25 protein-coding genes are annotated in these 24,642 nt (G+C 72.1%); 13 read left to right on the top strand and 12 right to left on the bottom strand.

The features are described 5' to 3' along the window. Nucleotides 1-14: 14 nt before the first annotated feature. The 5 genes from JT1_RS09625 (at nucleotide 15) to JT1_RS09605 (ending at nucleotide 6,235) form a co-directional block, all read left to right on the top strand. Nucleotides 15-1,163, top strand: a complete 1,149-nt coding sequence (locus JT1_RS09625) for a luciferase domain-containing protein (RefSeq protein ID WP_068325588.1) — start codon at nucleotides 15-17, stop codon at nucleotides 1,161-1,163. A gap of 78 nt (nucleotides 1,164-1,241) precedes the next feature. Further along, nucleotides 1,242-2,621 (top strand): NAD(P)/FAD-dependent oxidoreductase, encoded by a 1,380-nt coding sequence (locus JT1_RS09620; RefSeq protein WP_068325586.1) that lies wholly within the window; start codon nucleotides 1,242-1,244, stop codon nucleotides 2,619-2,621. Nucleotides 2,622-2,630: 9 nt separating this feature from the next. Continuing rightward, a complete protein-coding gene (locus JT1_RS09615; RefSeq protein WP_068325584.1) occupies nucleotides 2,631-3,920 on the top strand; it encodes a M16 family metallopeptidase in 1,290 nt (429 codons plus the stop codon). Continuing rightward, nucleotides 3,917-5,275, top strand: coding sequence for a M16 family metallopeptidase (locus JT1_RS09610; RefSeq protein WP_068325582.1), 1,359 nt, complete (start codon nucleotides 3,917-3,919; stop codon nucleotides 5,273-5,275). The genes JT1_RS09615 and JT1_RS09610 overlap by 4 nt, the downstream gene beginning before the upstream one ends. A gap of 162 nt (nucleotides 5,276-5,437) precedes the next feature. Continuing rightward, nucleotides 5,438-6,235, top strand: coding sequence for a putative endonuclease domain-containing protein (locus JT1_RS09605; protein WP_068325580.1), 798 nt, complete (start codon nucleotides 5,438-5,440; stop codon nucleotides 6,233-6,235). Nucleotides 6,236-6,337: 102 nt separating this feature from the next. Here the strand turns inward: JT1_RS09605 and hisN are convergent, their stop codons facing one another. Genes hisN through JT1_RS09585 form a run of 4 tightly spaced genes read right to left on the bottom strand, consistent with a single transcriptional unit; the run spans nucleotide 6,338 to nucleotide 10,052 of the window. Beyond that, nucleotides 6,338-7,132: a histidinol-phosphatase gene (gene hisN / locus JT1_RS09600; protein ID WP_068325578.1), complete on the bottom strand. Its 795-nt coding sequence runs from the start codon at nucleotides 7,130-7,132 to the stop codon at nucleotides 6,338-6,340. 26 nt (nucleotides 7,133-7,158) lie between these two features. Then, nucleotides 7,159-8,238, bottom strand: a complete 1,080-nt coding sequence (gene rsgA, locus JT1_RS09595; protein WP_068325576.1) for a ribosome small subunit-dependent GTPase A — start codon at nucleotides 8,236-8,238, stop codon at nucleotides 7,159-7,161. Further along, nucleotides 8,238-9,530, bottom strand: a complete 1,293-nt coding sequence (gene aroA / locus JT1_RS09590) for a 3-phosphoshikimate 1-carboxyvinyltransferase (RefSeq protein ID WP_068325575.1) — start codon at nucleotides 9,528-9,530, stop codon at nucleotides 8,238-8,240. Before aroA ends, rsgA begins: the two co-directional genes overlap by 1 nt. A gap of 6 nt (nucleotides 9,531-9,536) precedes the next feature. After that, nucleotides 9,537-10,052, bottom strand: a complete 516-nt coding sequence (locus JT1_RS09585) for a DoxX family protein (RefSeq protein ID WP_068325573.1) — start codon at nucleotides 10,050-10,052, stop codon at nucleotides 9,537-9,539. A gap of 95 nt (nucleotides 10,053-10,147) precedes the next feature. On the opposite strand from JT1_RS09585, the gene JT1_RS09580 reads away from it, so the two are divergent. Both JT1_RS09580 and JT1_RS09575 read left to right on the top strand, forming a co-directional pair. Continuing rightward, the gene (locus JT1_RS09580) at nucleotides 10,148-10,990 is read left to right on the top strand and encodes an SOS response-associated peptidase (protein ID WP_068325571.1); all 843 of its coding nucleotides are present in this window, start codon (nucleotides 10,148-10,150) and stop codon (nucleotides 10,988-10,990) included. Beyond that, a complete protein-coding gene (locus JT1_RS09575) occupies nucleotides 10,983-11,618 on the top strand; it encodes an alpha/beta hydrolase family protein (protein WP_068325569.1) in 636 nt (211 codons plus the stop codon). The genes JT1_RS09580 and JT1_RS09575 overlap by 8 nt, the downstream gene beginning before the upstream one ends. 60 nt (nucleotides 11,619-11,678) lie before the next feature. On the opposite strand, the gene JT1_RS09570 is transcribed toward JT1_RS09575, so the two are convergent. Next, complete coding sequence (locus JT1_RS09570; protein WP_068325567.1) at nucleotides 11,679-12,842, bottom strand: PucR family transcriptional regulator; 1,164 nt, start codon at nucleotides 12,840-12,842, stop codon at nucleotides 11,679-11,681. Nucleotides 12,843-12,935: 93 nt separating this feature from the next. Between JT1_RS09570 and JT1_RS09565 the strand changes: the two genes are divergently transcribed. After that, on the top strand, nucleotides 12,936-14,051 hold the full coding sequence (locus tag JT1_RS09565; protein ID WP_068325565.1) for a ferredoxin reductase: 1,116 nt from the start codon (nucleotides 12,936-12,938) through the stop codon (nucleotides 14,049-14,051). Nucleotides 14,052-14,053: 2 nt separating this feature from the next. Beyond that, complete coding sequence (locus tag JT1_RS09560) at nucleotides 14,054-15,295, top strand: fatty acid desaturase family protein (RefSeq protein WP_082807596.1); 1,242 nt, start codon at nucleotides 14,054-14,056, stop codon at nucleotides 15,293-15,295. A 66-nt stretch (nucleotides 15,296-15,361) separates the two neighbouring features. On the opposite strand, the gene galE is transcribed toward JT1_RS09560, so the two are convergent. Genes galE through JT1_RS09545 form a run of 3 tightly spaced genes read right to left on the bottom strand, consistent with a single transcriptional unit; the run spans nucleotide 15,362 to nucleotide 17,344 of the window. After that, nucleotides 15,362-16,378 (bottom strand): UDP-glucose 4-epimerase GalE, encoded by a 1,017-nt coding sequence (gene galE / locus JT1_RS09555; RefSeq protein ID WP_068325563.1) that lies wholly within the window; start codon nucleotides 16,376-16,378, stop codon nucleotides 15,362-15,364. Between the two features lie 16 nt (nucleotides 16,379-16,394). Continuing rightward, on the bottom strand, nucleotides 16,395-16,697 hold the full coding sequence (gene rsrA / locus JT1_RS09550; RefSeq protein ID WP_068325561.1) for a mycothiol system anti-sigma-R factor: 303 nt from the start codon (nucleotides 16,695-16,697) through the stop codon (nucleotides 16,395-16,397). Continuing rightward, complete coding sequence (locus JT1_RS09545; protein WP_068325559.1) at nucleotides 16,694-17,344, bottom strand: sigma-70 family RNA polymerase sigma factor; 651 nt, start codon at nucleotides 17,342-17,344, stop codon at nucleotides 16,694-16,696. The genes rsrA and JT1_RS09545 overlap by 4 nt, the downstream gene beginning before the upstream one ends. A gap of 275 nt (nucleotides 17,345-17,619) precedes the next feature. Here JT1_RS09545 and JT1_RS09540 point away from each other — a divergent pair, with 275 nt between their 5' ends. Next, on the top strand, nucleotides 17,620-18,516 hold the full coding sequence (locus JT1_RS09540) for a putative endonuclease domain-containing protein (RefSeq protein WP_068325557.1): 897 nt from the start codon (nucleotides 17,620-17,622) through the stop codon (nucleotides 18,514-18,516). 130 nt (nucleotides 18,517-18,646) lie between these two features. Here JT1_RS09540 and JT1_RS19220 read toward each other — a convergent pair whose 3' ends face one another. Continuing rightward, nucleotides 18,647-18,721, bottom strand: a complete 75-nt coding sequence (locus JT1_RS19220) for a 50S ribosomal protein bL37 (protein WP_370639715.1) — start codon at nucleotides 18,719-18,721, stop codon at nucleotides 18,647-18,649. A gap of 119 nt (nucleotides 18,722-18,840) precedes the next feature. Here JT1_RS19220 and JT1_RS09535 point away from each other — a divergent pair, with 119 nt between their 5' ends. From JT1_RS09535 to JT1_RS09525, 3 genes are all read left to right on the top strand, one after another. Next, nucleotides 18,841-19,026: a hypothetical protein gene (locus JT1_RS09535; RefSeq protein WP_068325555.1), complete on the top strand. Its 186-nt coding sequence runs from the start codon at nucleotides 18,841-18,843 to the stop codon at nucleotides 19,024-19,026. A 74-nt stretch (nucleotides 19,027-19,100) separates the two neighbouring features. After that, on the top strand, nucleotides 19,101-20,261 hold the full coding sequence (locus JT1_RS09530) for an HD-GYP domain-containing protein (RefSeq protein ID WP_068325553.1): 1,161 nt from the start codon (nucleotides 19,101-19,103) through the stop codon (nucleotides 20,259-20,261). Beyond that, nucleotides 20,258-21,517 (top strand): HD-GYP domain-containing protein, encoded by a 1,260-nt coding sequence (locus JT1_RS09525; protein ID WP_068325551.1) that lies wholly within the window; start codon nucleotides 20,258-20,260, stop codon nucleotides 21,515-21,517. The genes JT1_RS09530 and JT1_RS09525 overlap by 4 nt, the downstream gene beginning before the upstream one ends. Before the next feature lie 75 nt (nucleotides 21,518-21,592). Here JT1_RS09525 and sodN read toward each other — a convergent pair whose 3' ends face one another. From sodN to JT1_RS09510, 3 genes are all read right to left on the bottom strand, one after another. Continuing rightward, nucleotides 21,593-21,994 carry a superoxide dismutase, Ni gene (gene sodN, locus JT1_RS09520; RefSeq protein WP_068325549.1) on the bottom strand — a complete coding sequence of 134 codons (402 nt, stop codon included), beginning with the start codon at nucleotides 21,992-21,994 and terminating at the stop codon, nucleotides 21,593-21,595. 82 nt (nucleotides 21,995-22,076) lie between these two features. After that, nucleotides 22,077-22,406: a S24/S26 family peptidase gene (locus tag JT1_RS09515; RefSeq protein ID WP_068325547.1), complete on the bottom strand. Its 330-nt coding sequence runs from the start codon at nucleotides 22,404-22,406 to the stop codon at nucleotides 22,077-22,079. Nucleotides 22,407-22,510: 104 nt separating this feature from the next. After that, nucleotides 22,511-24,526 (bottom strand): hypothetical protein, encoded by a 2,016-nt coding sequence (locus JT1_RS09510; protein ID WP_068325545.1) that lies wholly within the window; start codon nucleotides 24,524-24,526, stop codon nucleotides 22,511-22,513. Nucleotides 24,527-24,642: the final 116 nt, after the last annotated feature.

The raw sequence follows: 24,642 nt of genomic DNA, 5'->3' as shown, positions 1-24,642 counted from the left end.
CGAAGGGCTTCACCATGCGCACCTCCACGACCCCCGTCGTCGCGACCGCCGGTTCCACCGACCCGACCGCGCCGCTCGTCGTGCTCCTGCACGGCCGCGGCTCGGACGAGCAGCAGATCATCGGGCTCGCGGACCACCTGCCCGTCGGCCCCGCGTACGCCGCCGTGCGCGCGCCCATCGCCGAGGGCGGTGGCTACGCGTGGTTCGCCAACCGCGGCATCGGCCGGCCGGTCGCGGAGTCGCTCGCCGAGCACATGACGTGGTTCCGCGGGTGGCTCGACGAGGTCGCGCCGGCCGGTCGACCCGTGCTGCTCATCGGGTTCAGCGGGGGAGCGGCCTTCGCCGGCGGCCTCGTGCTCGGCGACCCGTCGCGGTACGCCGGTGCCGCGATCCTCTACGGCACGCTGCCCTTCGACGCGGGCGTGCCGGTCGAGGCCGGCGCGCTGGCGCACCTGCCGGTCTTCGTCGCGCAGGGGGAGGGTGACCACGTCATCCCGCGTGAGCTGCTCGAGCGCACCTGGGAGCACCTGACCCGCGACTCCGGCGCGCCCGTCACGGCGATCCGCGAGCCCGGCGGACACCATCTGACCGGCACCGGGGTGCACCGCCTCGCGCAGTGGGTCGCGGCCCGCGTGCACCACCTGGGGGCCTTCGGTGCCGCCCCCGTCGGTGCGCCCCAGGACGTCGCGTGGCCGACCCTCGCCGGTGGTCGCCTCGACCCGCGCGAAGGGGGTCGCCCCGACGTCGCGTGGTCCATCCCGCAGCAGCAGCTGAGCGACAACGCGCCGGTCGAGCTGCAGGGCGCGCTCTTCGAGCGGGTGCGCGGCCTCGCGGGCGTCACCGTCGTGGACTCGCAGATCTCGGTCCCGGGCGCGCGCGCCCTCGTCCTCGACGCCCCCGAGGGGCCGGAGCCGGCCTTCCTCGTGCCGCAGGTCGGGGAGTTCGCCCACCTGCACCCGGCCGAGGACGGCTCGATGCACCTCGCGCTGCCGCCGGCGCAGGCCGCCGACCTCGTGGCCCGCGGCTGGGGCACCTTCCACCACTGGGCCGGTACGCGCCTGTCCGCCGGCTTCGTCATGGTCTTCGGCCCGCGCACCCCCCATGAGGTCGACGTCGTCGAGGGCATCGTGCGCGCCAGCCACGCCTACGCGACGGGGCGCTGACGTGGCGGGTGTCTCGTCCGTCACACCGGGCCTCTCGGGGGCCGCGGGGATTTCTCCCTTCGTCAGGGCTGGGTCACAATGGGACGTGTGAGCGCTAACTCTGGCAAGCACCGCGTCGTCATCATCGGCTCCGGCTTCGGCGGTCTGTTCTCCGCCAAGGCCCTGAGTGGCAAGGACGTCGAGGTGACCCTCGTCTCGCGCACCGGCCACCACCTCTTCCAGCCGCTGCTGTACCAGGTGGCCACCGGCATCCTCTCCGAGGGCGACATCGCCCCCGCGACGCGCGACATCCTCGCCCGCGACAAGAACGTGCGCACGATCCTCGGCGACGTCGAGGACATCGACATCGAGGCGCGCACCGTCACCTCCCGCTCGCTGGGCCAGCAGACGGTCACCCCGTACGACAGCCTGATCATCGCCGCCGGCGCCGGGCAGTCGTACTTCGGCAACGACCACTTCGCCCGCTACGCCCCCGGCATGAAGGACATCGACAACGCGCTCGAGCTGCGCGGGCGCATCTTCGGCGCCTTCGAGCTCGCCGAGACCACGACCGACCCGCAGGACCGCGAGCGGCTGCTCACCTTCGTCGTCGTCGGCGCGGGCCCGACGGGCGTCGAGATGGCCGGTCAGATCGCCGAGCTGTCGCACAAGACGCTCGCCCACGAGTTCCGCCACATCAACCCGCGCGACGCCCGCGTCGTGCTCCTCGACGGCGCCGACCAGGTGCTGCCCACCTTCGGTGACCACCTCGGCGGCAAGGCCCGCGCGAGCCTCGAGAAGCGCGGGGTCGAGGTCCAGCTCGGCGCGATGGTCACCGACGTCGACGGCACCGGGCTCGACGTGAAGTACAAGGACGGCTCGACGCGGCGCATCGAGGCCGTGACCAAGGTCTGGGCCGCCGGTGTCGCCGCCTCCGGGCTCGGCACCATGGTCGCCGACCAGGCCGGTGCCGAGACCGACCGCGCCGGGCGCGTCCTGGTCGAGGACAACCTGACCCTCAAGGGCCACCCCGAGGTCTTCCTCCTCGGCGACATGATCAACCTCAAGGGCTACCCGGGCGTCGCGCAACTCGCGATCCAGGGCGGTCGCTACGCGGCCAAGGAGATCCTCGGCCGGCTCGAGGGCAAGGAGCCGCAGGCCCCCTTCGTCTACAAGGACAAGGGCTCGATGGCGACGATCTCGAAGTACTCCGCCGTCGCGAGCATCGGCAAGATCAGCTTCTCCGGCTTCGTCGCCTGGCTGGCGTGGCTCGCCGTGCACCTCATGGCCATGGTCGGCTTCAAGAACCGCATCTCGACGCTGCTCAACTGGATGATCACCTTCCTGGGCAACAACCGCAACGAGCGGGTGACGACGATGCAGCAGGTCTTCGCGCGCCGGGCGATGGAGGACCTCGGTCCCGACGCCTACCCGGAGCTGCCGCGACGCGGTCACGAGGAGCAGCGCGACGCGACGTAGGGTGCCTGCATGCCCCTGGACTTCACCATCGAGGACCACACCCTCGCCAACGGGCTGCGCGTGGTCGTGCAGCCCGACGCCACGACGCCGACCGTCACGGTCAACCTGTGGGTCGGGGTCGGCTCCCGCCACGAGGAGCCGGGGAGGACGGGCTTCGCGCACCTCTTCGAGCACCTGATGTTCCAGGGGAGCGAGCACGTCGACAACGGCGAGCACTTCCAGGCGCTCATGGGCGTCGGCGGACGGCTCAACGCGACGACGTGGTTCGACCGGACCAACTACTTCGAGACGATCCCCTCGGGGGCGCTCGAGCTGGCGCTGTGGCTCGAGGCCGACCGGCACGCCAACCTCCTCGCTGCCGTCAACCAGGCCAACCTCGACAACCAGCGCGACGTGGTCAAGGAGGAGAAGCGCCAGCGGTACGACAACCAGCCCTACGGCCAGGCGCTCACCACCGTCTACGCCACGGTCTTCCCGGAGGGGCACCCCTACCACCACCCGACGATCGGGTCCATGGAGGACCTCGACGCCGCGTCCGTGCAGGACGTGCACGACTTCTTCACTGCCCACTACGCGCCGGACAACACGGTCCTGACGATCGTCGGTGACGTCACGGCGGAGCGGGCGGTCGAGCTGGCCGAGCGCTACTTCGGGCACATCACGCACCGGGCCGCTCCGCGCCGCTCGCCGGTCGACCCGCTGCCGCCGCTCGACGAGCCGGTACGGGTCGAGGTGGCCGACGAGGTCCCCAACGACCGCATCCACCTCGCCTTCCGGCTCCCCGCCGAAGGGGGCGACACCCGGGACGAGTTCCTCGCCGCCTCGATGGCCCTGGACTGCTTGGGCGGGCTGAGCTTCTCGCCGCTCGAGCAGACGCTCGTGCGGGAGGAGCAGCTGGCCAACAGCGTCGACGTCGGGGCGATGGGGTTCGTCGACGGCGTCTCGCTCGGGCTCGTCGTCGCGGACGTGGCCGAGGGCGTCGACACTGACACGCTCGAGGAGCGGATCTGCGCGGAGCTGACGGCCTTCGCCGATGCCGGGCCGACGCCCGAGCAGATGGAGGCGGTCAAGGCGCAGGCCGAGCGCGGGTGGCTCTCGGCGCTGGCCGCCAAGGACGAGCGGGCCGACGTCATCGGGCACTACACCTGCCTCCACGACGACCCCGGCTACGTCAACACCTTCCTCGACCATCTCGCGGAGGTGACGCCCGAGCAGGTGCGCGCCGCCGCGGACCGCTGGCTGCGTCCGCACTCCCGAGCCGCCGTCGTCTACCGCGTCGCCCAGGAGGTGGCCGCATGAGCACCACGATCGTGCCCCGTCCGCAGGTCGCCCCTCCGGCCGACTGGTCCTTCCCGCGGCCGCGCGAGATCGAGCTGCCCAACGGCATCCGGGCGCTCGTCCACGACGTGCCGGGGCAGTACGTCGTCTCGGTGCGGGTGACGATCCCGGCCGCGCTGCGGCACGAGCCGCGCGAGGTCGAGGGGGTCGCGTGGATCATGGCGCGGCTGCTCGACGAGGGCACCCGCACGCACGGGCAGCGCGAGCTGTCGGAGCTGCTCGAGCGCCGTGGCGTGGCCATCGGTGCCGGGATGAGCGAGGCCACGCTCGGCGTCGACATGGACGTCCCGCAGCGCAACCTCGCCGCGGCGCTGGACCTGCTCACCGAGTGCATCACCGAGCCGGCATTCGCCGAGGAGGAGGTCGCGCGGCTGCGGCGCACCCGCCTGGCCGAGATCGAGCAGGAGCGCGCCTCCGCCAGTCGTCGGGCGCTCAAGGAGTGGGCCGCGACGTACTACGCCGCGGACAGCCGGGCCAGCCGTCCCGGGTCGGGGACCCCCGAGAGCGTCGCCGCGATCACGCGCCAGGACGTCGTCGACTTCCACGCGACGCACGTGCACCCCGAGGGCGCGACCATCGTCGTCGCCGGCGACCTCACCGGGATCGACATCGAGGAGCTCCTCACGGGGTCGCTCGGTGCGTGGACGACCGGTGGTCGCACGGTGTCGGTCGACCGCACGACGGCGCCCCGGGCCGCCGACGCGGCGCGCGTCGTGCTCGTCGACCGGCCGGGCTCCGTGCAGTCCGAGATCCTCATCGGCGGGCCGGGCCCGGACCGACGGGTCGACTCGGGTTGGGCCCCCTTCCCGGTCATCGCCTATGTCGTCGGTGGTGCGCCCAACGCCCGCATCGACCAGGTGCTGCGCGAGGACAAGGGCTACACCTACGGCATCCGAGCCGGCTTCCGGCCGCGCCAGGTCGGGTCCGCCTTCGCCATCTCGGGGTCGGTGCGCGCCGACGCGACGGTCGACTCGCTCCGCCTGCTGCGCGAGATCCTCGACGGCGTCGGCGAAGGCTTCTCCGAGGCCGAGACCCGCGCCGGGATCGACTTCCTGACCCTCACCGCACCCGGCCGCTACGACACCGCCGACGCCATCGCCGACGAGACGGTCGGGCTGGCGAGCGACGAGCTGCCGCTCACCTTCACCAGCGACGTCATCGCCGCCATGCGCGAGCTGACCCTGGCCGACCTCGACGCGGCCTGGCGCTCGCACGTCGACCACAGCTGGACGATCGTCGTCGTGGGTGACGCATCGACGTACCGGGACGAGGTCGAGGCCCTCGGTCTGGGCCCGGTGACCGTCGTCCCCACCTGATGGTTGTGTGTTGAAGCGGTAGTCCTGCGAGCCGGGGACCCGGTATCCAGGAGTGCCGGCTCCCGGGACTACCTCTTCAACACACCACCTTGACCTGGGCCGGCTGTCCACAGGTCCGCATATCCCCTGCGCGGCGGGCCGCTCGGCGGCTGTGCTGGTCCGATGATCAGGACACGGGACCAGTGGCGGGGGACTGCGCGCGAGCTGGCCGCGGCCGTGGCACGAGGCGAGGTACTGAGGGTCGGTCGGTACTATGTCTCGCCCGACGCGCCGCAGGAGGTCCGGGCGGCGCTGGCCGAGGGACTGCGGCCGACCTGCACCACGGCGGCAGAGCAGCACGGGCTGTGGGTCCCCCCGGTTGCGGGCGTGCACGTCTACTCGCGTCGAGGGAGCACACCCCCCGGGTTCGTGGGGCACGGGTGGCACCACCGATGGCCCGAGGACTCTGCTGTCGCCTCACCCCAGCTCGCGCTGAAGCACGCGATGGGCTGCCTGGACCCGCTGGATGTCGGGATCATCGTGGACTCCGCGCTCCACCAGGGTCTGCTCGGCGCACAGCAGGTGAGGGACCTGGCCGAGGGCGCACCGCGGGGGGTGGCCCGCGTCTTGGCGCGCGCCTCCGGCCTGGCGCAGTCCGGGACCGAGAGCAAGGCCAGGCTCTTCATGCAGCTGCACAACGTGACGGTCACCCCGCAGGTGGAGATCGACGGTGTGGGGAGGGTGGACAACCTGGCCGGGCGCCGGTGGATCCTCGAGTGCGACAGCCGGGCGCACCACACCGGTGTGACGACCTACGCCACTGACCGTGCGCGGGACCTGCGGGCTCTCGAGCTCGGGTACTTCACGACGCGCCTGACGCACTGGATGGTCTTCACCGGGTGGCGCCGGACGTCGGCCACCCTGCTCCGGGTGATCCGCAGCGGTCGGCACCTGGATCCACCCGAGCGGTGGGCTCTCTGAGCCGATGGTTGTGTGTTGAACCGGTAGTCCTGCGAGCCAGCAACCTCGTGGACATGGGTGCCGGCGCTGCCAGCTACCACTTCAACACACAACCACACCCCCTCAGGCGTCGGGCGACAACCGGGCCAGCACCTCGTCGTGCAGCAACCCGTTGGAGGCCACGGCGTTGCCGCCCCAGGGGCCCGGTGCGCCCTCGAGCGAGGTGAACCGGCCGCCGGCCTCCTCGACGATGGCGACGAGCGCGGCCATGTCGTAGACCTCGAGGTCGGGCTCGGCGGCGATGTCGACCGCGCCCTCGGCGACGAGCATGTACGACCAGAAGTCCCCGTACGCACGCGTGCGCCACAGGTCCGAGGTGAGGTTGAGGAAGGCCCTGCCGCGGCCGCGCTCGCGCCAGCCCTCCAGCGAGCTGTACGACAGGGAGGCGTCCTGCAGCCGCGAGACCCGGGAGGCCCTGATCTGCCTGGCCTGGGAGAGCGAGCGACCGGTCCACGCCCCCGCGCCCTTGGCGGCCCACCATCGGCGACCGAGCGCCGGCGCGGCGACGAGGCCGACGACGCAGTCCTCGCCGTCGACGAGGCCGATGAGCGTGGCCCAGACGGGCACGCCGCGGACGTAGTTCTTGGTGCCGTCGATCGGGTCGATGATCCAGCGACGCTGGGAGGTGCCGGTGCTGCCGAACTCCTCCCCGAGGATCGCGTCGCGGCCGCGGGCACGGCTCAGCTGGGCGCGGATGGCTTCCTCGCAGCTGCGGTCGGCGTCGCTGACCGGGGTCAGGTCCGGCTTGGACTCGACGACGAGGTCGGAGGCCTGGAACCGTGCCATCGTGATCCGCTCGACCTGGTCGGCCAGCACGTGGGCGAGGCGCAGGTCATCGGCGTAGTCGGAGGGGAGCATGCCGCCAAAGTACCTGTCCGCCAGCGTCAGCCGTGGCCCTCCTCGCCGGAGCGTGCCCGCAGCAGCCGACGAAGGGAGTCCAGCCGCAGCTCCCCGCCCGACCCCGCGTGGCCCTCGGCGACCCACGCGTCCAGGGCGCAGTCGGGCTCGTCGTGGGTGCAGCCGCGGGGGCAGCCGGCGTCGGCGCCCTCGGCGAGCTCGGGGAAGTGCCCGATGATCGTGTCGGCCTCGACGTGCGCGAGGCCGAAGGACCGGATCCCCGGGGTGTCGATGATCCACCCCGCCGCGTCCGGGTCGGATCGGGACTCCTCGGTCGAGGCCCCGTCGACCAGCGGCAGACGCAGCGCGAGGGCGCTCGTCGAGGTGTGGCGGCCCCTGCCCGTGACATCGTTGACATGGCCCGTCGCTCGGTGCGCGGCCGGGCACAGCGCGTTGACGAGCGTCGACTTGCCCACGCCCGAGTGCCCCACGAGCACGGACACCCGGCCGGCGAGGCGGCGGCGCAGCTCGGCCAGGCCCTCGCTGCCCTCGGTGAGGACGGAGGTGACGACGTGCGGGACGTCGAGCGGCGCGTACTGGGCCAGGAAGTCCTCCGCCGAGGCCAGGTCGGACTTGGTGAGCACGAGCAGCGGGTCCATGCCGGCGTCGTAGGCCGCGACGAGGCAGCGGTCGATGAGCCGGGGCCGCGGCTCGGGGTCGGCGAGCGCCGCGACGACGACGAGCTGGTCGGCGTTGGCGACGATGACGCGCTCCACCGGATCGGTGTCGTCGGCGGTGCGGCGCAGCACCGTGGAGCGCTCCTGGATCCGCACGATGCGGGCGAGGCCGTCGGGTCGACCGCTGGTGTCGCCGACCATCGCGACGTCGTCACCGACGACGACCGGTGAGCGCCCGAGCTCACGGGCGCGCATGGCGATGACGACCCGCTCGGGCTCGGAGCCGGTGGCCGGCACGAGGGTGGTCCAGCGACCACGGTCGACCGCCGTCACGCGTCCGACGACGGCGTCCTCGTGCTTGGGCCGGTCCTTGGTGCGCGGCCGGGAGCCACGACGGTTGGGGCGCACCCGCACGTCCGACTCGTCCCAGCTGCGCGCCGACCGGCCCATCAGCCGCCCGTCTCCACCGCGGACTCCCAGAGCGGCACGAAGTCGGGCAGCGTCTTGCCGACCGTCGCGGGGTCCTCGATGACCGTGCCCGGCGCACGCAGCGCCAGCAGCGCTCCCGCCATCACCATGCGGTGGTCGGCGTAGGTGTGGAAGGTGCTCGGCCGCAGGGGTGCCGGGTCGATCCTCAGCCCGTCCTCGAGCTCGGTGACCCCGACGCCGAGACCACCCAGCTCGCGCGAGAGGGCGCTGATCCGGTCGGTCTCGTGGCCGCGGATGTGCGCGACGCCGCGGATGATCGACGGGCCGTCCGCGCACGCGGCGAGGGCCGCGACGACCGGGGTCAGCTCGGCGGCGTCGTGGAGGTCGACGTCGATGCCGCCGGGGCGCCCTTCGCCGGTGACGGTGAGGCGCCGCGAGTCCAGGGTGACGTCGGCACCCATCTGGTCGAGCACATTGCGGATCATGTCGCCGGCCTGCGTCGTGTGCTGCGGCCAGTCGGGCACCGACACCGAGCCGCCGGCGACGAGCGCGGCGGCGAGGAAGGGGGCCGCGTTGGACAGGTCCGGCTCGACGGTGACGTCGAGCGGGAGCAGCTCACCGGGCTCGACCCGCCAGGTGTTGGCCTCGGAGTCGTCGACCGCGGCGCCGGCATCGCGCAGTGTCTCGACGGTCATCTCGATGTGGGGGAGCGAGGGGACCGGCTTGCCGTCGTGGACGACCGTGATCCCCTCCTCGAAGCGCGACCCGACGAGCAGCAGCGCCGAGATGAACTGCGAGGACGCGGAGGCGTCGAGCACGACCCGGCCTCCGCGCACGGACCCCTCACCCTGCACGACGAAGGGGAGGGTCCCTCGCCCTTCGTCCTCGACGCCCACCCCGAGGTCCCGGAGGGCGTCGATGATCGCGGCCATGGGCCGCACCCGCGCGTGCTCGTCGCCGTCGAAGGTCACCGGCCCCGACGCGAGCGCCGCGACGGGCGGGAGGAAGCGCATCACGGTCCCGGCGAGGCCGCAGTCGACGGTGCGGCCGCCGCGCAGCGTCGCCGGCGTGATGATCCAGTCGGGGGAGCCGCCGAGGGAGGTGGCGTCGTCGACGCCGGCGCCGAGCTGGCGCAGCGCCTGGGCCATGAGCTCGGTGTCCCGGGAGCGAAGGGGGCGGCGCAGCCGGGAGGTGTCGGTCGCCAGTGCGGCGAGGACGAGGTAACGGTTGGTGAGGGACTTGCTCCCCGGCAGCGTCACGGTCGCGTCGAGGCGGCCGGACGCCGCCGGGGCATGCCAATCAGGACTGGTCATCGCGGGTCAGGACACCGCGTTCTTCGCCTGGAGGGCGGCCAGCTTGGCCTCGCGACGAGCGGCCTGGCGGGCGTGGCGCGCGGTGCGCCCGACGCTCTCGCCAGCGAGCTTGGCGCGGTAGGTGACGCCGGGCTTGCCCGCGGTGTCGACGGCGGCGAGCATCAGGCCGCCCATGAGGGACAGGTCCTTGATGAACTGCGTCATCTTGCCCTGCTTGGCCTGCGGGTCCGACTCGGCCCAGAAGTCGTGCGTGGCGGCGGTCGGCACGAGCGTGCCCATGAGGACGGTCGAGGCGAGGCGCGGGGCCTTGCCGGTCGCGAGGAGGGCGCCACCGAGGACCATCGCGGCGCCGTTGGCGCGCACGAGCATCTCGGTGTCGTCCGGGAGCTGGGTCTTGGCCGCGAGGGGCTTGGTGACCTTCTCGGCGGCGGGGGCGTGGGCCGAGGGGTAGCGCAGGGCGTTGATGCCACCCCACACGAAGATGCCGGCCAGCAGCGGGCGGGCGATGCGACGAACGATCATGGTGGTGCCTCCTTGTCGTCGTGGACGTCGCCGGGGAGGTCCCGACGGGTACGTGACTACCGTAGTCGCGATCCCGGTGGGCCTACGCTCGGAGGGTGTGCGGACGCTATGCGGCAACGGCCGGCCCCGATGACCTCGTCGAGGAGTTCGAGATCGACGTGGACCGGACGGGCGACCCGGCCCGCTCGCTCCTGAAGTCGCCCCAGGACCCGCCGCCCGGCCGGCCGGACCACAACATGGCGCCGACCAAGCAGGCGCCCGTGGTGCTCACCCGCGCGTCGAAGGACGAGCCGGGCGACCCCCTTCGCCAGCTGCGGCTGCTCACGTGGGGCCTCGTGCCGTCGTGGGCGAAGGAGACGAAGGTCGGCCTGCGGATGACCAACGCCCGCGCGGAGACCGTGCTGGAGAAGTCGAGCTTCGCCAAGGCCGCGGCGAGCCGGCGCTGCCTCGTGCCGGCCGCGGGTTGGTACGAGTGGCAGGTCTCGCCCGTCGCGACAGATGCGAAGGGGAAGCCGCGCAAGCAGCCCTTCTTCGTCCACCGCGGCGACGGGGCGGACCTCGCCTTCGCGGGGCTGTACGAGTTCTGGCGGGACCGGGCCGTGGCGGACAACGACGACCCGGACGCGTGGCTGACGACCTTCACGATCATCACGACGGCAGCCGACCCCGGCATGGACCGCATCCACGACCGGCAGCCGCTCGTGCTCGAGCCGCGGGACTGGGCGCGCTGGCTCGACCCGACCCTCACCGACCTCGCCGAGGTGGGGGAGATGCTCGCCTTCGCGCAGCCGGGGCGGTTCGCCGCGTACCCGATCTCGACGGCGGTCAACGCCACGCGCAACAACGGCCCCGGGCTGCTCACTCCGCTCCCGGAGTCGGAGCTCGTCGGCGTCGTCGACCCGGAGACCGGGGAGATCCACGGGGGCCAGGATGGGTGAGGTGCCCACCACCCAGGGCCCGGCGCGCCTCCACGTCACCGAGGCGAAGGGGGACCCCCGCGGCACCCTGCTCCTCACCCACGGCGCGGGCGGGGGCGTCGACGCCAAGGACCTCGTGGCGATCGCGGCGACCCTGCCGGAGCACAGCTGGCAGGTCGCGCTCGTGGAGATGCCGTGGAAGGTCGCCGGCAAGAAGGTCGCGCCCATGCCACCGAAGCTCGACGCCGCCTGGCGGGAGATCGTCGCAGGGGCGCGGGACTCCCTCCCGGGCCCGGTGGTCTTCGGCGGACGCAGCGCCGGGGCCAGGGTGTCCTGCCGGCTCGCGTCGGAGCTCGGCGCCGGCGGGGTGCTCGCGCTGTCCTTCCCGCTCGTGCCGCCCGGCAAGGGGCCGGACAGGTCCCGCATCGACGAGCTCGTCCTCCCGGTCGAGGCGGGCCTGCCGGTCCACGTCGTGCAGGGGGCTCGGGACCCCTTCGGCTCCCCGGACGACGTGCGCGCGGCGCTCGCCGACGCAGGGATCGGCCCGGGCGTGGTCGGTGTCGACGAGGCCCCCGGCACCCACTCCTTCACCGGCGGTGGCGCCGTCGCCGAGTCGGTCGTCCGCTGGGTGGAGTCTGCATTCCCCTAGGGCAATGCAGACTCTCGACGTCAAGATGTGCCATTGCCCTAGGGGAATGCAGGTCAGCGGTCACCGCCCGCGGCCGAGGGCCAGCAGGATCGTCAGCACCTCGTCGGGGTCGTCGAGGCGCTCGCCGAAGAGGTCGCGCACCTGGTTCATGCGGTACCGCACGGTCTGCGGGTGCACGTGCAGGCTCTCGGCGACGAGCTCGCGACGGCCCTGCAGGAGCAGCCACGCGCGCAGCGTCTCCGCGAGCCGGTCGGCCGCGCCCTCACCCACCTCCGCGAAGGGGGCCAACGCCGCCTCGCGCAGGTCGGCCAGCGCTGTCGGGTCGGCCTGCAGCACCAGCTCGGGCAGCACGGCGTCGGTGTCGACCACCCCCGGGCCGAGGTCGACGGCGCGGGCGGCGCGCTCGTAGGACTCGTGGGCGCGCTTCCACGGACGGGCGGGGCCGACGACGGCGTCGTGCCCCTCCAGGAGGGCGAGCAGCCGCTGCCGGGAGGGCCCCCCGCTGTCGGGGACGAGCAGCACCGAGCGGGTCACGACGGCGTCGGCGACGGGCAGGTCCTCGCCGAGGGTGAGGGTGCGCGGGTCGAGCAGGCCGGCCGTCGCAGGCAGTCGGCCGCGGGGGACGAGGACGGCGGTGAGCGTGCGGGGCGGGGTCCAGCGCGCGGCGGCCGCCGCACCGTCGAGCTCGACCTCCCCGAGGCCGGTGAGGAGCCCGCGGGTGAGCCGGTCGAGGTGGACGATGCGGTCGCGCTCGGCACTGCTCGTCTCCTGGTTGTGCCCGGCGACGGAGGCGGCGGACAGCTCGTCGATGTAGGTGAAGACGAGCTCGGCGAAGCGCCCCAGCGTGGGGGCGTCCACACCGGCGGCCAGGGCCTCGACGGACAGCTCGCGCCACGCGGCCCGGGCGCCGACGCGGTAGGCGGCGAGCAGCGCCTCGACGGGCCGGCCGTTGCGGGCCTCGGCCCGGCCCAGCTCGCTGGCGGCGGCGGCACCGACCCCGACGGGCGCGCCCTGGGGTGCGGACCCGGAGGCCAGCGCGACGAAGCTCTCGAGCGAGACCTGCACCGCCTTCTCGATGACCCGCCCCATCCGCCCCTGGAAGGGCACGTCGTAGGCCGGCACCTGCTCCATGACCTCGGCGACGACGAGCTTGGCGACCCGCGGCAGGTGGGAGCGGACGGCCGTGACGGTCGTCTCGTCGAGCGCGAGATCCGGGGTGCTCATGGGCGTCCTTTGTCCTCAGCGAACAATTCCTTGCATCAAAGCCTACTCGCGAGAGACATGGTCCGGCACCTGTTGAGGCGGGAGGATGGACACATGACAACTTTCGCGACCCGTGACGCCGTCCGGACCCAGCCCTTGCTGAAGGCCCGCGACACGGCTGTCCGCATCGCGCGCGGCCTGGCCACGCCGGTCGTGCCCGAGGAGTACCTCGACCTCTTCGCCCCCCTTCGCTCCGGGGCCGACCTGCGCGGCCGCATCGTCGCGGTCGTGCCCGAGACCCGCGACGCCGCCACCATCACGATCCGCCCCGGCCGGGACTGGCAGGGCCACGCGCCCGGTCAGTACATCCGCCTGGGTGTCGACGTCGACGGCCGCCGCCACTGGCGGGCGTACTCGCTGACCTCCGACACGAGCGCCCGTGACGGCCTCATCTCGATCACCGTCAAGGCGATGCCCGACGGTCTCGTCTCCCGGTACCTCGTGCACCACGCCCGACCGGGCACGATCGTCCAGCTCGACCAGGCGACCGGCGACTTCATGCTCCCGCAGACCGTCCCCGCCAAGGTCCTCTTCCTCACCGGTGGCTCCGGCATCACGCCGGTCATGGGCATGCTGCGCAACCACGACTTCGACGGGCTCGACGTCGTCCACGCGCACTCCGCGCCGACGGCCGACGACGTGATCTTCGCCAAGGAGCTCGCCAGCCCGGCGCCGGGCGTCCGCGTCATGGTCCGCCACACCGACGACGAGGGCATGTTCACGCCGGACCTGCTCGACGAGCTCGTCCCCGACTGGCGCGACCGCGAGACCTGGATCTGCGGGCCCGCCCCGATGCTCGACGCCTTCGAGACCCACTACGAGGCCGCTGGCCACAGCGACCTGCTCCACGTGGAGCGCTTCCGCCCGACGATCGTCGAGGCCGGCGAAGGGGGGACCGCCTCCCTTCGTACCGGGGCGGACACGACCACCCTCGAGCTCGACGGCGCCACGACCATCCTCGACGCCGCCGAGGACGCCGGCGTCCTCATGCCGAGCGGGTGCCGGATGGGCATCTGCTTCAGCTGCGTCCTGCCCATGACCGACGGCGCCGTGCGCGACCTGCGCACCGGCGACCTGACCACCACGACCCCCGACGACCCGCCGGTGAAGGTGCAGACCTGCATCTCCGCCGTCGCGGGTTCCTGCACCATCGAGACCCAGGAGAAGTGACCATGACTGCCACTCTCGAGCGCCCCCGCGCGACCGATGCCCGCATCACCGGCGGCAAGGCCGACGTCGTCCACACGACCGTCAACCTCGCCGACTCGCCCATCGCCCACCTCACCCCGGAGCGGATCGAGGAGCTCGGCCGCGAGCTCGACGAGATCCGCGCGTCCGTCATGGACTCGTTGGGGGAGAAGGACGCCCAGTACATCCGTCGGGTGATCAAGGCCCAGCGCTACCTCGAGATCGGTGGCCGTGCGGCCCTGCTGTTCTCGGGCAACCCGATCGCCTGGGTCGCCGGTACCGCCGCGCTCAGCGCGTCGAAGATCCTCGACAACATGGAGGTCGGGCACAACATCATCCACGGCCAGTGGGACTGGATGCGTGACCCCGCGATCCACTCCTCGACGTGGGAGTGGGACAACGTCACCCCGGCGGACCACTGGAAGAACAGCCACAACCAGGTGCACCACACGTACACCAACGTCGTCGGCCACGACAACGACCTCGGCTACGGGATCATGCGCGTCGACGACGCCCAGAAGTGGTACCCGGGATACCTGATCCAGCCGATCACGCAGTTCATCAACGCGACCTTCTTCGAGTACGGCATCGCCGCGTACGACCTGGAGCTCGGCAAGCACTGGGCGACCCGCAAGGACAACCCGGAGTGGATGGCCGAGGCGAACAAGGTCGTCAACAAGATCAAGAAGCAGGCCGCGAAGGACTACCTGCTCTTCCCGCTGCTCTCCGGGCCGAACTTCCTCTCGACCCTCGGCGCGAACGTGGTCGCCAACCTCGTGCGCAACTACTGGACGCACTCGGTCATCATGTGCGGTCACTTCCCGGCCGGCGTGAAGACCTTCACCAAGGACTCGATCGACGGGGAGACCCGCGGCGAGTGGTACCTGCGCCAGATGCTCGGCTCGGCCAACATCTCCGGCTCGACGCCGATGCACATCGCCACCGGTCACCTGAGCTACCAGATCGAGCACCACCTCTTCCCCGACATGCCCAGCCGCCGCTACCCGGAGATCGCGCCGCGCATCCGGGCGCTCTTCGCGGAGTACGGGCTGGAGTACCTGACCGGCCCGCTGCACAAGCAGGTCGGCTCGGCGTGGAGCGAGATCATCCGCCTCTCCCTGCCCAACGACACCTCGCTGCGGCAGGCCGTGGGCATCCTGCGCACGTCCGGCATGAAGGGCCTGAAGGCGCGCGCCCGCCAGACGCGCTTCCGCCTCGCCGGCTGACCGCGAGACTCGGCTGATGGCCGCTATCCACCCCGGATAGCGGCCATTGCCCGCGTCTGGGCGGGTCTAGGCCGGGTAGCCCTGCGGGTTGGCCGACTGCCAGCGCCACGTGTCGGCACACATCTGCTCGATCGTGCGCGTCGCGCGCCAGCCGAGCTCGGCCTCGGCGCGGCTCGGGTCCGCGTAGCAGGCGGCGAGGTCCCCGGCCCGGCGAGGGGCCAGCTCGTACGGGACCGGGCGCCCGCTCGCGGCGGCGAAGGCGGCGACCATCTCGAGCACCGACGTGCCGTGGCCGGTCCCGAGGTTCCACTCGCGCACCGGGGTCTCGGGGTGCCGCTCGAGGTACTGCAACGCCGCGACGTGGCCGGCGGCGAGGTCTTCGACGTGGATGTAGTCGCGAAGGGGGGTCCCGTCCGGCGTGGGGTAGTCACCGCCGAAGACCCGGAGCCGCTCCCTCCGCCCGACCGCCACCTGCGCGATGAAGGGCATGAGGTTGTTGGGGGTGCCTTGGGGGTCCTCGCCGATCCGCCCCGAGGCGTGCGCGCCCACCGGGTTGAAGTACCGCAGCAGCGCGACCTGGACGGCTCCGGTCGCCGCGACGTCCCGCAGGATCTGCTCCTGCATGACCTTCGTCCACCCGTAGGGGTTGGTCGCGCTCGTCGGGAGCTCTTCGGGCATGGGCACGGTCTCGGTCTCGCCGTACACCGTGGCGGACGAGGAGAAGACGAGCCTGCGCACTCCCTGCCGTTCCATGGCCCGCAGGAGCGAGAAGGTCGTGCCGAGGTTGTTCTCGTAGTACTCGAGCGGGATCCGGCTCGACTCGCCCACCGCCTTGAGGCCGGCGAAGTGGATGACGGCGTCGAACCCCCCTTCGCCCAGGAGCGCGGAGGTCTTGTCCGCGTCCCGCAGGTCGAAGCCGTGCGTCTCGACCCGCCGGCCGCTCAGCTCCTCGAGCCGGCCGATGACCGACGGGCGCGAGTTGACGAAGCTGTCGACGACCACCGGCTCATGGCCGGCGGCGACGAGCTGGACGACGGTGTGGGAGCCGATGTACCCGGCTCCGCCGGTGACGAGGACGCGCATGGCGTCAGGGTACGGCTCAGCCCTCGGTGGAGATCTGCCGGATCTGGGTCACTTCGGTCCACGACCCGTCGTTGCAGATCGTGGTGATCTTCTGCATGATCGTCGCGCGCAGCTGCGGCGGGGCCTGCTCCCGCGCGCAGGAGCGCTGGAGGACCTGGCGCATGACCTGGTCGAGGTCGTGCTCGGCCAGGCACGGGCCGCACTGCGCGAGGTGCTCGGCGATCCCCTGGGCGTCCTCGCGCGACATCTCGCCGTCGAGGTACTCCATCATCCGGTGGAGCGCCTGGGAGCAGTCCATGTGCTCGGGGTCGTGGCTCATGCCTGACCCTCCTTGGCGGATGCGATGCCGCGATCGGCGGCGTAGTCGGTGAGCTTTTCGCGGAGCTGGCGACGTCCCCGGTGCAGGCGCGACATCACGGTGCCGATGGGCGTGCCCATGATGTCGGCGATCTCCTTGTAGGCGAAGCCCTCCACGTCGGCGAGGTAGACCGCCATGCGGAAGTCCTCGGGCAGCTCCTGCAGCGCGCGCTTGACCTCGGTGTCGGGCATGCGGTCGAGCGCCTCGACCTCGGCGGAGCGCAGCCCCTTGGAGGTGTGCTGCTCGGCCTTGTGGAGCTGGTAGTCCTCGATCTCGGGGGAGTCGGACTGCTTCGGCTCGCGCTGCTTCTTGCGGTAGCTGTTGATGTAGGTGTTGGTGAGGATGCGGTACATCCACGCCTTGAGGTTGGTGCCGGGCCGGTACTGGTGGAAGGCGGCGAAAGCCTTGGCGAAGGTCTCCTGGACGAGGTCCTCGGCGTCGGTCGGGTTGCGCGTGGTGCGAAGGGCGGCCGAGTACAGCTGGTCGAGCAGCGGCATCGCCTCGCGCTCGAAGCGCGCACGCCGCTCCTCCGTCGTCTCCTGGGAGACGTCGACGGAGGCATCCGCTGCGGCCATGGCCTCCAGCTCGTCAATCGTGGGATCAGTCATCGCGCTCCACCCTAGCGGGGCGGCGGTGCGCTCTCCGGCGTGCAGTACCAGCACGTGCACTCCTGTCCTTCGTGGCCGTTGTGCTGGTGGGTCCAACGCCCTCGCCCGGCCCCTCATTCCCCCTCGCCGAGACTCGGCTCATGGCCGCTATGTCGCCACTTTTGAGGCCATCGCCCGAGTGTCGATGAGTCCACAGGCGAAGGGGGCGGACCCGCACCGTCCACAGAAGGCCGGTGGGGGTGTGCCCGAGGCGCTGGGGAGGGTGGGGTCGGTACATGGGAAGACGACCGCAGCAGCTGCCGGGGGACCTGTCCGGTGCCGGCTTCACGATGGCCGACGCGCGGGACCTGGGCGTCCGGGGGCGTCTGCGCACGGGCTTCGAGATCCCGTCGCACGGACTGCGGTTCCGCCCGGGTCAGCAGGGACCGTCCGACGTCGGTGAGCTGGCGAGGCTGGTCCGCTCGGTGGTGCCCCGGGACGCAGTCGTCAGTCATCTCACGGCGGCCCGGTTGCTCGGGCTGCCGACGCCCCGGCCGTGGAGCCGCGACGAGCCGGTCCACGTCAGTCGCGACAGCGGCCGGCCGTGGCTCGAGCGGCGCGGCGTGCTCAGCCACAACGGCCTCGAGACGCGCGCCGTGACGCAGGTGCACGGGTTGCCGGTCGTCGCCGCCCTGCACACCTGGTCGGACCTGGCCGGCAGCTGGACGCGCCCACAGCTCGTGGCCGCCGGTGACGCCCTGCTCCGCGACCATGACGTGACGCCGGCCCAGGTCCTGCGCCACCTCGAGACGCTGTCCGGCCGACGCGGCATCCGCACGCTGCGGGAGGTCGCCCCCTTCCTCGACCCGGGATCCGCCTCCCCGAAGGAGTCCGAGGCCCGGCTGCTGTTCCGGGACCACGGTCTGCCCACGCCCGAGCTCAACGTCAGGGTCTGCGACGACTGGGGCGTCCTCATCGGCGTCGCGGACTTCCTGTGGCGCGAGCCCAAGGTCGTGGCGGAGTACGACGGCGACCAGCACCGCACCGATCGGAGCGCGTGGCAGTACGAGCGGGACCGTCGGGCGCGGTTCGAAGCCGCGGGGTGGACGTACGTGGAGCTGACCAACATCCACCTGGTCAGGGCGGCCTACACCCGGCGGCTCATCACCCGGCTCGGGGATCTCCTCCTCTGACCGGCCCCCGAGACGTGGCGCATGGTCGCAAAGAGCCGGGTTCTGTGGCCATGGCCCGAGTCTCGGCCGGGCATGACGAAGGGGGCCGGCCCGGGTGGGCGGCCCCCTTCAGTGCACGAGGTGCAGATGCTCAGGCGTTGGGCTTCTTGCCGTGGTTCGCGGACTTGCCCTTGCGCGAGCGACGCTTGCGGGCGCGCTTGCTCATGAGGTGACTCCTTGCTGGATGCCCCCGGCGACGTGCCGGGCGGTGATCGACGAGTCATTGTGTCATAGCGTTATCAATGACCCTTCCTCTTTGACCCACATTGATGGCATCATAGGATCGTGAAGAAAATCACCGTAGCCCTTGCCGCTGCCGCCCTCCTGACCGGTGTCGCCGGTTTCACTGCGATGCGCGCCGCCAGCGTCGACTGGGCGGGTGCTCAGCGCAGCGTCGACTGGGCCGGCGCCCAGTCCAACAGCGTCGACTGGGCGCTGCCGTCGCCTGACGCACCGTCCACCGACGCCTGAGCTTGACCACGGCGTCGACCGGGGTACCCCCTCGCTCGACGCACGCTTACGTCGCGACGACTGCCATCCTGGCGGTGGTCGCGACGGGTGTGTCCGCAGCCCTCGCGGGCCCCCCTCGAGAGCTGAGCTGGGTCGTGGCGCTGCTCGTCGTGGCCAGCCTCGCCTCGATCAGCAAGCCCCAGGCGGTCGGGCCCTTCCAGCTGTCGGTCGCCGGCATGATCCACATCGCCTCCATCCCCCTCGTGGGACCGGTGGGGGCGATCGTCGTCGCGGTCCTACCCGTCCTCCTCGACCGCAACAACACGGTCAAGCGGGTCTTCAACGCCTCGCAACGTGTGCTCCTCGTCATCGCCGGCTCGGCCGCCTACGCCGCGGCCGGAGGCTGGCAGCTGGGCATGACCGACACGATGCCGACCCCCCAGAACCTCGCCCTGCGCGTCGCCGTCACCGCGGTCGCAGCGAGCCTCATCAACGCGTTCCTCCTCGCCGGGGTCCTGCAGCTCAGCACCAACGCCCCGTGGCGCGTCGTCCTCGTCGACGTCCTGAAGCAGACCAGCTCCGCCTACGCGCTGTCCATCGTCGGGGCCTACCTCCTCGTCGTCCTCTGGGCCCCCGCCGGCCTGGGGTGGGTCGCCGCCCTGTTCTTCCTCCCTTCGCTCCTCGTCATCCAGTGGGGTCTGCGCCAGCACGCGGAGGAGTGGGCGACGCGGCACGACGTGCTCGCCCCCTTCGTCGGCGCGCTCGAGCTGCGCCACCCGGGGGCCGCCGAGGACGCGCGGGTCGTCGCCGCCGCAGCGGGCGCCATCGCGACCACCATGGGTCTGTCCGCGCGGGTCGTCGACCAGGTCACGGCCGCCGCGCGCCTGCGTGATGTCGGCAAGCTCGCGCTCGAGGACGCGCCGCCGGCCATCCGCCGCCGGGACCACGCCGACGCCTCGCGCCGCGTCTTCGGGTCGATCGCCTTCCTCGACGAGTCGATGGAGATCATCACCGCGCACCAGGAGCGCTACGACGGCGAAGGTCGGCCGCACGGGCTCATCGGCCGCAGCATCCCGGTCGGTGCCCGGGTCCTCGCGACCGCCGACGCGTGGGGCACGTGCGTGCTCGAAGGGGTGTCCCCGGAGGAAGCGGTCACGTCCTGCGAGCGCATGGCCGGGCACGCCCTCGACCCGAAGTGCGTCATGGCCCTGAGGCGGGCACTCGAGCGGGACCAGCTGCCGAAGGCCGTGGTGTGACCGAGCGTCCCGGCCGATCCGGCCTGATCCTCTTCGTCGGCGCGATCCTCATCGGGTCCTACGCCGCGATCAACGCCAACTTCAGCGCAGACGTCCTCACCGGCTTCACCGTGGTGGCCGTCATCGCGATCATCATCGGTGAGCAGGTGCCGCTCGTCGTCGCCGGTCGCGCCATCGCGCCGCTCACGACCGCGCCCGCGCTGGGGCTCGTCCTCGCAGCGTCCACCGGCACCGTGGTCGACGGCTGGACCGTCCTGGCCGTCGTGTGGCTGAGCATCCTCATCGGTGGCCTCCTCGTCCGGGCCCGGGGCGGTTCGGTCATCGAGGGCTCGCTCGGTGCGCGCTTCCTGGGGGTGGCCGTCACGACCTACCTCTCCCATTCCCCGGCGGTCCGGGGGGAAAACCTCGTCGAGTGGACGTTCGACCCCGCCCACTCGTCCACCCTGGGCGCGCTCGGCATGCTCGCGGCCGCTCTCGCGGGTGGTCTCGTCGAGCGCGCGCTCGAGACGCTCGTGCTGTGGCTGGGGGAGGAGCGGCCGCTGGCACGAGTGCTCGCGGTCGAGGTCGGGCCGCTGGCCGGGATCGGGGGCGCGACGATCGCGACCGGACCGCTCATCGCCTTGTCGAGCCCCTACCTCGAGTGGGCCGCGATCCCGCTGCTCATCATCCCCGTCGTCCTGACGTACGTGGCCGTGCGGCGCGTCATCGGCATCCGCGATGCCCTCGAGCAGTCGATGCTCGCCATGTCCCGGCTCAGCGAGGTCGCCGGCCTCACCCGTCCCGGCCACTCCCAGCGGGTCGCTCGGCTCGCGGTCGCGATCGGTCGCTCGCTCGAGATGGACCTCGCTGCCCTGCGCCTCGTCGAGCGCACGGCGCTGCTCCACGACCTGGGCCAGCTGGGTCTGGCGGAGCCGCTGCGCGGTGGCGCGACGATCCACGCCACCGCGATCCAGGAGGCCCAGATCGCGTACTCGACCCGGCGCCTGGTGGCCGGGACCCCGCAGCTCGCGGAGCTCCTCCCGCTGCTCGACCAGGTCCGTACCCCCTTCCGCCGCACGCGCGAGTTCGGCGAGCACATCCCGATCGCCTCGCGCATCGTGCGGGTCGCCAATGCCTGGGACGACATCACCGAGGGCGCCCGCTCCCCGCGCGCCCAGGCCGTGGCGCTCGAGCGACTGCACCTCGGTCTGGGGTACGACTACGACCCGGAGGTCGTCGCCGCACTCGAGCAGGCCGTGATGGAGCGCGCCGTCTGACGACGACAACGTCTGACGACGACAACGTGGCCGCCACCCCGGAGGGTGACGGCCACGCAGGAGGACGAAGGGGGGTCAGCCCTGCTTGGTCTCCTTGAAGATCTTGTCGATCTCGGCGATCTTCTCGAGCAGCTCCTCGGCCTTGGCCTGGTCGAGCTCACCCTTGGTGCCGCCGGCGCCGGCGAGCTTGGTGGCTTCGTTGACGAGGGTGTGCAACTGCGGGTACTTCTCGAAGTGCGGCGGCTTGAAGTAGTCCGTCCACAGCACCCACAGGTGCTCCTTGACGAGCTGGCTGCGCTGCTCCTTGATGAGGATCGCGCGGGTGCGGAAGTCGGGGTCGTCGTTGTCGGCGACCTTCTTGATGATGGCGAGGACCGACTCGGCCTCGATGCGGGCCTGGGCGGGGTCGTAGACGCCGCAGGGGAGGTCGCAGTGGGCGCTGGCCTGGGTGATGCGGAAGATGTCACGAAGTCGCATGGAGTGCCTTCCTCTCGTGGGGGCTGGATCGCCCGCGGTGCGGACGACGCTGGTTTCAACGTACCCAACGCACGTCGCTGCGTCACGCAAAGGGCCTTCTCCTGCAAGGGAGTCGCAACAGGACGCGGGCGAGCACGGCGTCCTCGGCGAGCGAGCCGACCGACCACGAGTCGACGCCCTCGCGGGGGTTGTCCCGCTCGACCCACCACCGGGTGGGGTCGGCGGGGTCGCGCCCCGTCACGCGCTTGACCGCGACCGGGCGCGCGAGCCCGGCGTCGTCGTCCGGGAGGCGCACGAGCGCGAGGCCGCCGGTGCGCGGTCGTGCGCCCCACAGCACGAGCAGCAGGTCGCCGTCACGCAGCGTCGGCTCCATCGAGCGTCCGACGACGCGGGTCAGGCCGGGCAGGAGCATGCGCGCATCCTCGCAGCCCTTCGAGACGCTTGCTGCGCAAGCTCCTCAGGGAGCGTGGGCCGGGAGCGGGGTCGCGTGCTGCGCAAGCTCCGCAGGGAGCGGGGTCAGCGCGCGATCGTCTTGCTGTACGAGTAGATCGAGCCGCTCGAGTAGCCGGTGCGGCGGGCGACGACCTTGGCCTTGACCAGCTGGCCGCGGTCGAGCGATCGCACCACGTAGGTCTTGCTCGTGGCCCCCGAGATGGCCACGCCGTTGCGGTACCACTGGTAGGCGTACGTGCTCGGCGTCGGCGTCCAGCTCCCGTTCGTCACCGCGATCGTGCTGCCGGCGCGGAGGGTGCCGGAGATGCTCGGTCGCGTCGTGTTGTAGATCGGGATGCCGACGCGGGCCGAGGTCGCGGACTTCGAGGTGTAGCCCGAACGCCGTGCGGTCACGGTGACGGTGAGGTAGCGGCCGGCGTCCGAGCGGGTCGGCGTGTACGTCTTGGCCGTGGCGCCGTAGATGCTCGTCCCGTTGCGCTTCCACCGGTACGAGTACGACGTCGGCGTCGGCGACCACGTGCCGTTGGACGCGGTGAGGAGCCTGCCGACCCCCTTCGTCCCGGTGATCCTGGGGGCCGTCACGAGCGTGAAGGGGGAGAGGGTCGCCGAGTTGGTGACTCGCACCGTCGCCCCGGTCGACGTCGCCGAGAGCGTCGTGATCGTGATGCGGCCGTCGTAGCTCCTGAGGGTGCGCCCGACGGTCAGCCGCGAGTCGCCGTCCGGGGTGCCGGTCGGCGACGCGTCGAGCAGGACGCTGGAGTCCTCGTAGCGGTTGTGGCGCAGGACCTTCACGCCCGGCGTGACCCAGGTCGAGGCGAACGCGTCCTGACCCGCGGAGGTGCGGTACTCGACGAGGTACACCGCACCGGTGATCGCGTTGGTGATCTGCGCGACGCGGACGCCGCTCGTCCCCGCCATCGGTTTGAGCGTGACGGTGGTCGTGCCGGTGCCGACGAGGACGCGTGCGGCCGACTCGAGGGTGCCCTCGTACCGGGCCTGCGGGCTGGAGAGCATCGCCGGGGGCCCGCCGAGGTCGGGTCCCATGACGTCCATGTAGTCCGCGTACTCGTACTCGTCGCAGCCGCTGAAGACGCCGCTCGAGTACGCGCCGTCGCTCTTGCCGCCGGCGCAGGCGATGGTGTTGGCGTGCCCGAGACCCATGTTGTGGCCGACCTCGTGGGCCAGCACGCTGGTCGTGTACGACCCGAAGTACACGTAGCCCCCGCTGTTGGGGTCCATGCCGACCGAGCCCAGGCCGTAGGAGCAACCTCCGCTCACGTATGACGCCTCGGGGAACTTCAGGACCAGGGTGGAGTCCTGCTCCGCGACCCACCCGCGCGCGTTCGCCGCGTCCTCCCACAGGGCGAAGGGGTTGTCCGCGCAGCCGTACGGGGATGCGTAGTGCGAGCGCATGATCGGCGTGCCGAGCCGCAGGGTGCTGCGCGAGTTGAGCCGCCAGTAGGCGTCCGACGAGGACACCTGCGTGCTCGCCTGCGAGCTGCTGAGCGGCTCACGGGTGATCCCCCTCGGCGTCACCTCGATGTAGGTGATCTTGCGCGTCGCCGGCGTGTACGCGGCGGCGGTGCGCGGGGTGCTGGAGACGAGACGCTTCACCGGCAGCGGGTCGGCGCCGGGAGCCAGCGGCACCGTCGTCGTCGCCCGCCCGATGGCGCTGTCGGCGCTCGCCGGCGTCGCGTCGGAAGCCACCCGCAGGTCCGCGGGGGAGAGGTCGTGCTGGCGGGCGCGACCGCCCAGGCCCGGGATCGAGATCGTCCGGTCCGCGGCTGCCGCGCTGCTCACCGTGGCGGGCACCTCGACGTCGACGGTCACGGTGCTGCCGGGCCTCACCCGCCCGAGGACCGCGCCCCGCACCGGCACGAGCCGGTCACCGTCGCGCACCGCGTACCAGGCCGTGGGCGAGCCGCGCTCGACCGAGGTCGCGAGCAGCGTGCCCGATACCCGGACCAGCGCGTCGGGCGCCGAGGCGGTCGAAGGGGGTTGGGCCGAGCTCGTCGTCGACGCCGCGGCGACCGCGACTCCGGCGGCGAGGATGGCGGGCAGGACTCGACGTGCGCGCATGGCAGCCCCCGTGGCGTGGGATCGGCGTCGTGGCGGGGAGTCCCGCTCGGCGATGAGCACACGCTAGGACCGGCGGTCCGCGGCACGTATGGGTAGTTGGTGCCACCCCTTCGAGA

The sequence above is a fragment of the Janibacter terrae NBRC 107853 genome (assembly GCF_001591405.1).
In the GTDB taxonomy this organism is placed as follows: Bacteria; Actinomycetota; Actinomycetes; order Actinomycetales; family Dermatophilaceae; genus Janibacter; species Janibacter terrae.
This window is presented reverse-complemented; position numbering and strand designations above follow the sequence as displayed.

What these genes read in the sequence shown, in the direction of transcription:
- JT1_RS09560 (WP_082807596.1), top strand. Translation starts at nt 14,054, where the DNA reads ATGACTGCCACTCTCGAGCGCCCCCGCGCGACCGATGCCCGCATCACC.
- aroA (WP_068325575.1), bottom strand. Translation starts at nt 9,530, where the DNA reads ATGACCAGTCCTGATTGGCATGCCCCGGCGGCGTCCGGCCGCCTCGAC.
- JT1_RS09575 (WP_068325569.1), top strand. Translation starts at nt 10,983, where the DNA reads ATGGGTGAGGTGCCCACCACCCAGGGCCCGGCGCGCCTCCACGTCACC.
- JT1_RS09510 (WP_068325545.1), bottom strand. Translation starts at nt 24,526, where the DNA reads ATGCGCGCACGTCGAGTCCTGCCCGCCATCCTCGCCGCCGGAGTCGCG.
- JT1_RS09570 (WP_068325567.1), bottom strand. Translation starts at nt 12,842, where the DNA reads ATGAGCACCCCGGATCTCGCGCTCGACGAGACGACCGTCACGGCCGTC.
- rsrA (WP_068325561.1), bottom strand. Translation starts at nt 16,697, where the DNA reads ATGAGCCACGACCCCGAGCACATGGACTGCTCCCAGGCGCTCCACCGG.
- JT1_RS09620 (WP_068325586.1), top strand. Translation starts at nt 1,242, where the DNA reads ATGGGACGTGTGAGCGCTAACTCTGGCAAGCACCGCGTCGTCATCATC.
- JT1_RS09610 (WP_068325582.1), top strand. Translation starts at nt 3,917, where the DNA reads ATGAGCACCACGATCGTGCCCCGTCCGCAGGTCGCCCCTCCGGCCGAC.
- JT1_RS09565 (WP_068325565.1), top strand. Translation starts at nt 12,936, where the DNA reads ATGACAACTTTCGCGACCCGTGACGCCGTCCGGACCCAGCCCTTGCTG.
- rsgA (WP_068325576.1), bottom strand. Translation starts at nt 8,238, where the DNA reads ATGGGCCGGTCGGCGCGCAGCTGGGACGAGTCGGACGTGCGGGTGCGC.
- sodN (WP_068325549.1), bottom strand. Translation starts at nt 21,994, where the DNA reads ATGCGACTTCGTGACATCTTCCGCATCACCCAGGCCAGCGCCCACTGC.
- JT1_RS09615 (WP_068325584.1), top strand. Translation starts at nt 2,631, where the DNA reads ATGCCCCTGGACTTCACCATCGAGGACCACACCCTCGCCAACGGGCTG.
- JT1_RS09545 (WP_068325559.1), bottom strand. Translation starts at nt 17,344, where the DNA reads ATGACTGATCCCACGATTGACGAGCTGGAGGCCATGGCCGCAGCGGAT.
- hisN (WP_068325578.1), bottom strand. Translation starts at nt 7,132, where the DNA reads ATGCTCCCCTCCGACTACGCCGATGACCTGCGCCTCGCCCACGTGCTG.
- JT1_RS09605 (WP_068325580.1), top strand. Translation starts at nt 5,438, where the DNA reads ATGATCAGGACACGGGACCAGTGGCGGGGGACTGCGCGCGAGCTGGCC.
- galE (WP_068325563.1), bottom strand. Translation starts at nt 16,378, where the DNA reads ATGCGCGTCCTCGTCACCGGCGGAGCCGGGTACATCGGCTCCCACACC.
- JT1_RS09540 (WP_068325557.1), top strand. Translation starts at nt 17,620, where the DNA reads ATGGGAAGACGACCGCAGCAGCTGCCGGGGGACCTGTCCGGTGCCGGC.
- JT1_RS09585 (WP_068325573.1), bottom strand. Translation starts at nt 10,052, where the DNA reads ATGATCGTTCGTCGCATCGCCCGCCCGCTGCTGGCCGGCATCTTCGTG.
- JT1_RS09515 (WP_068325547.1), bottom strand. Translation starts at nt 22,406, where the DNA reads ATGCTCCTGCCCGGCCTGACCCGCGTCGTCGGACGCTCGATGGAGCCG.
- JT1_RS09625 (WP_068325588.1), top strand. Translation starts at nt 15, where the DNA reads ATGCGCACCTCCACGACCCCCGTCGTCGCGACCGCCGGTTCCACCGAC.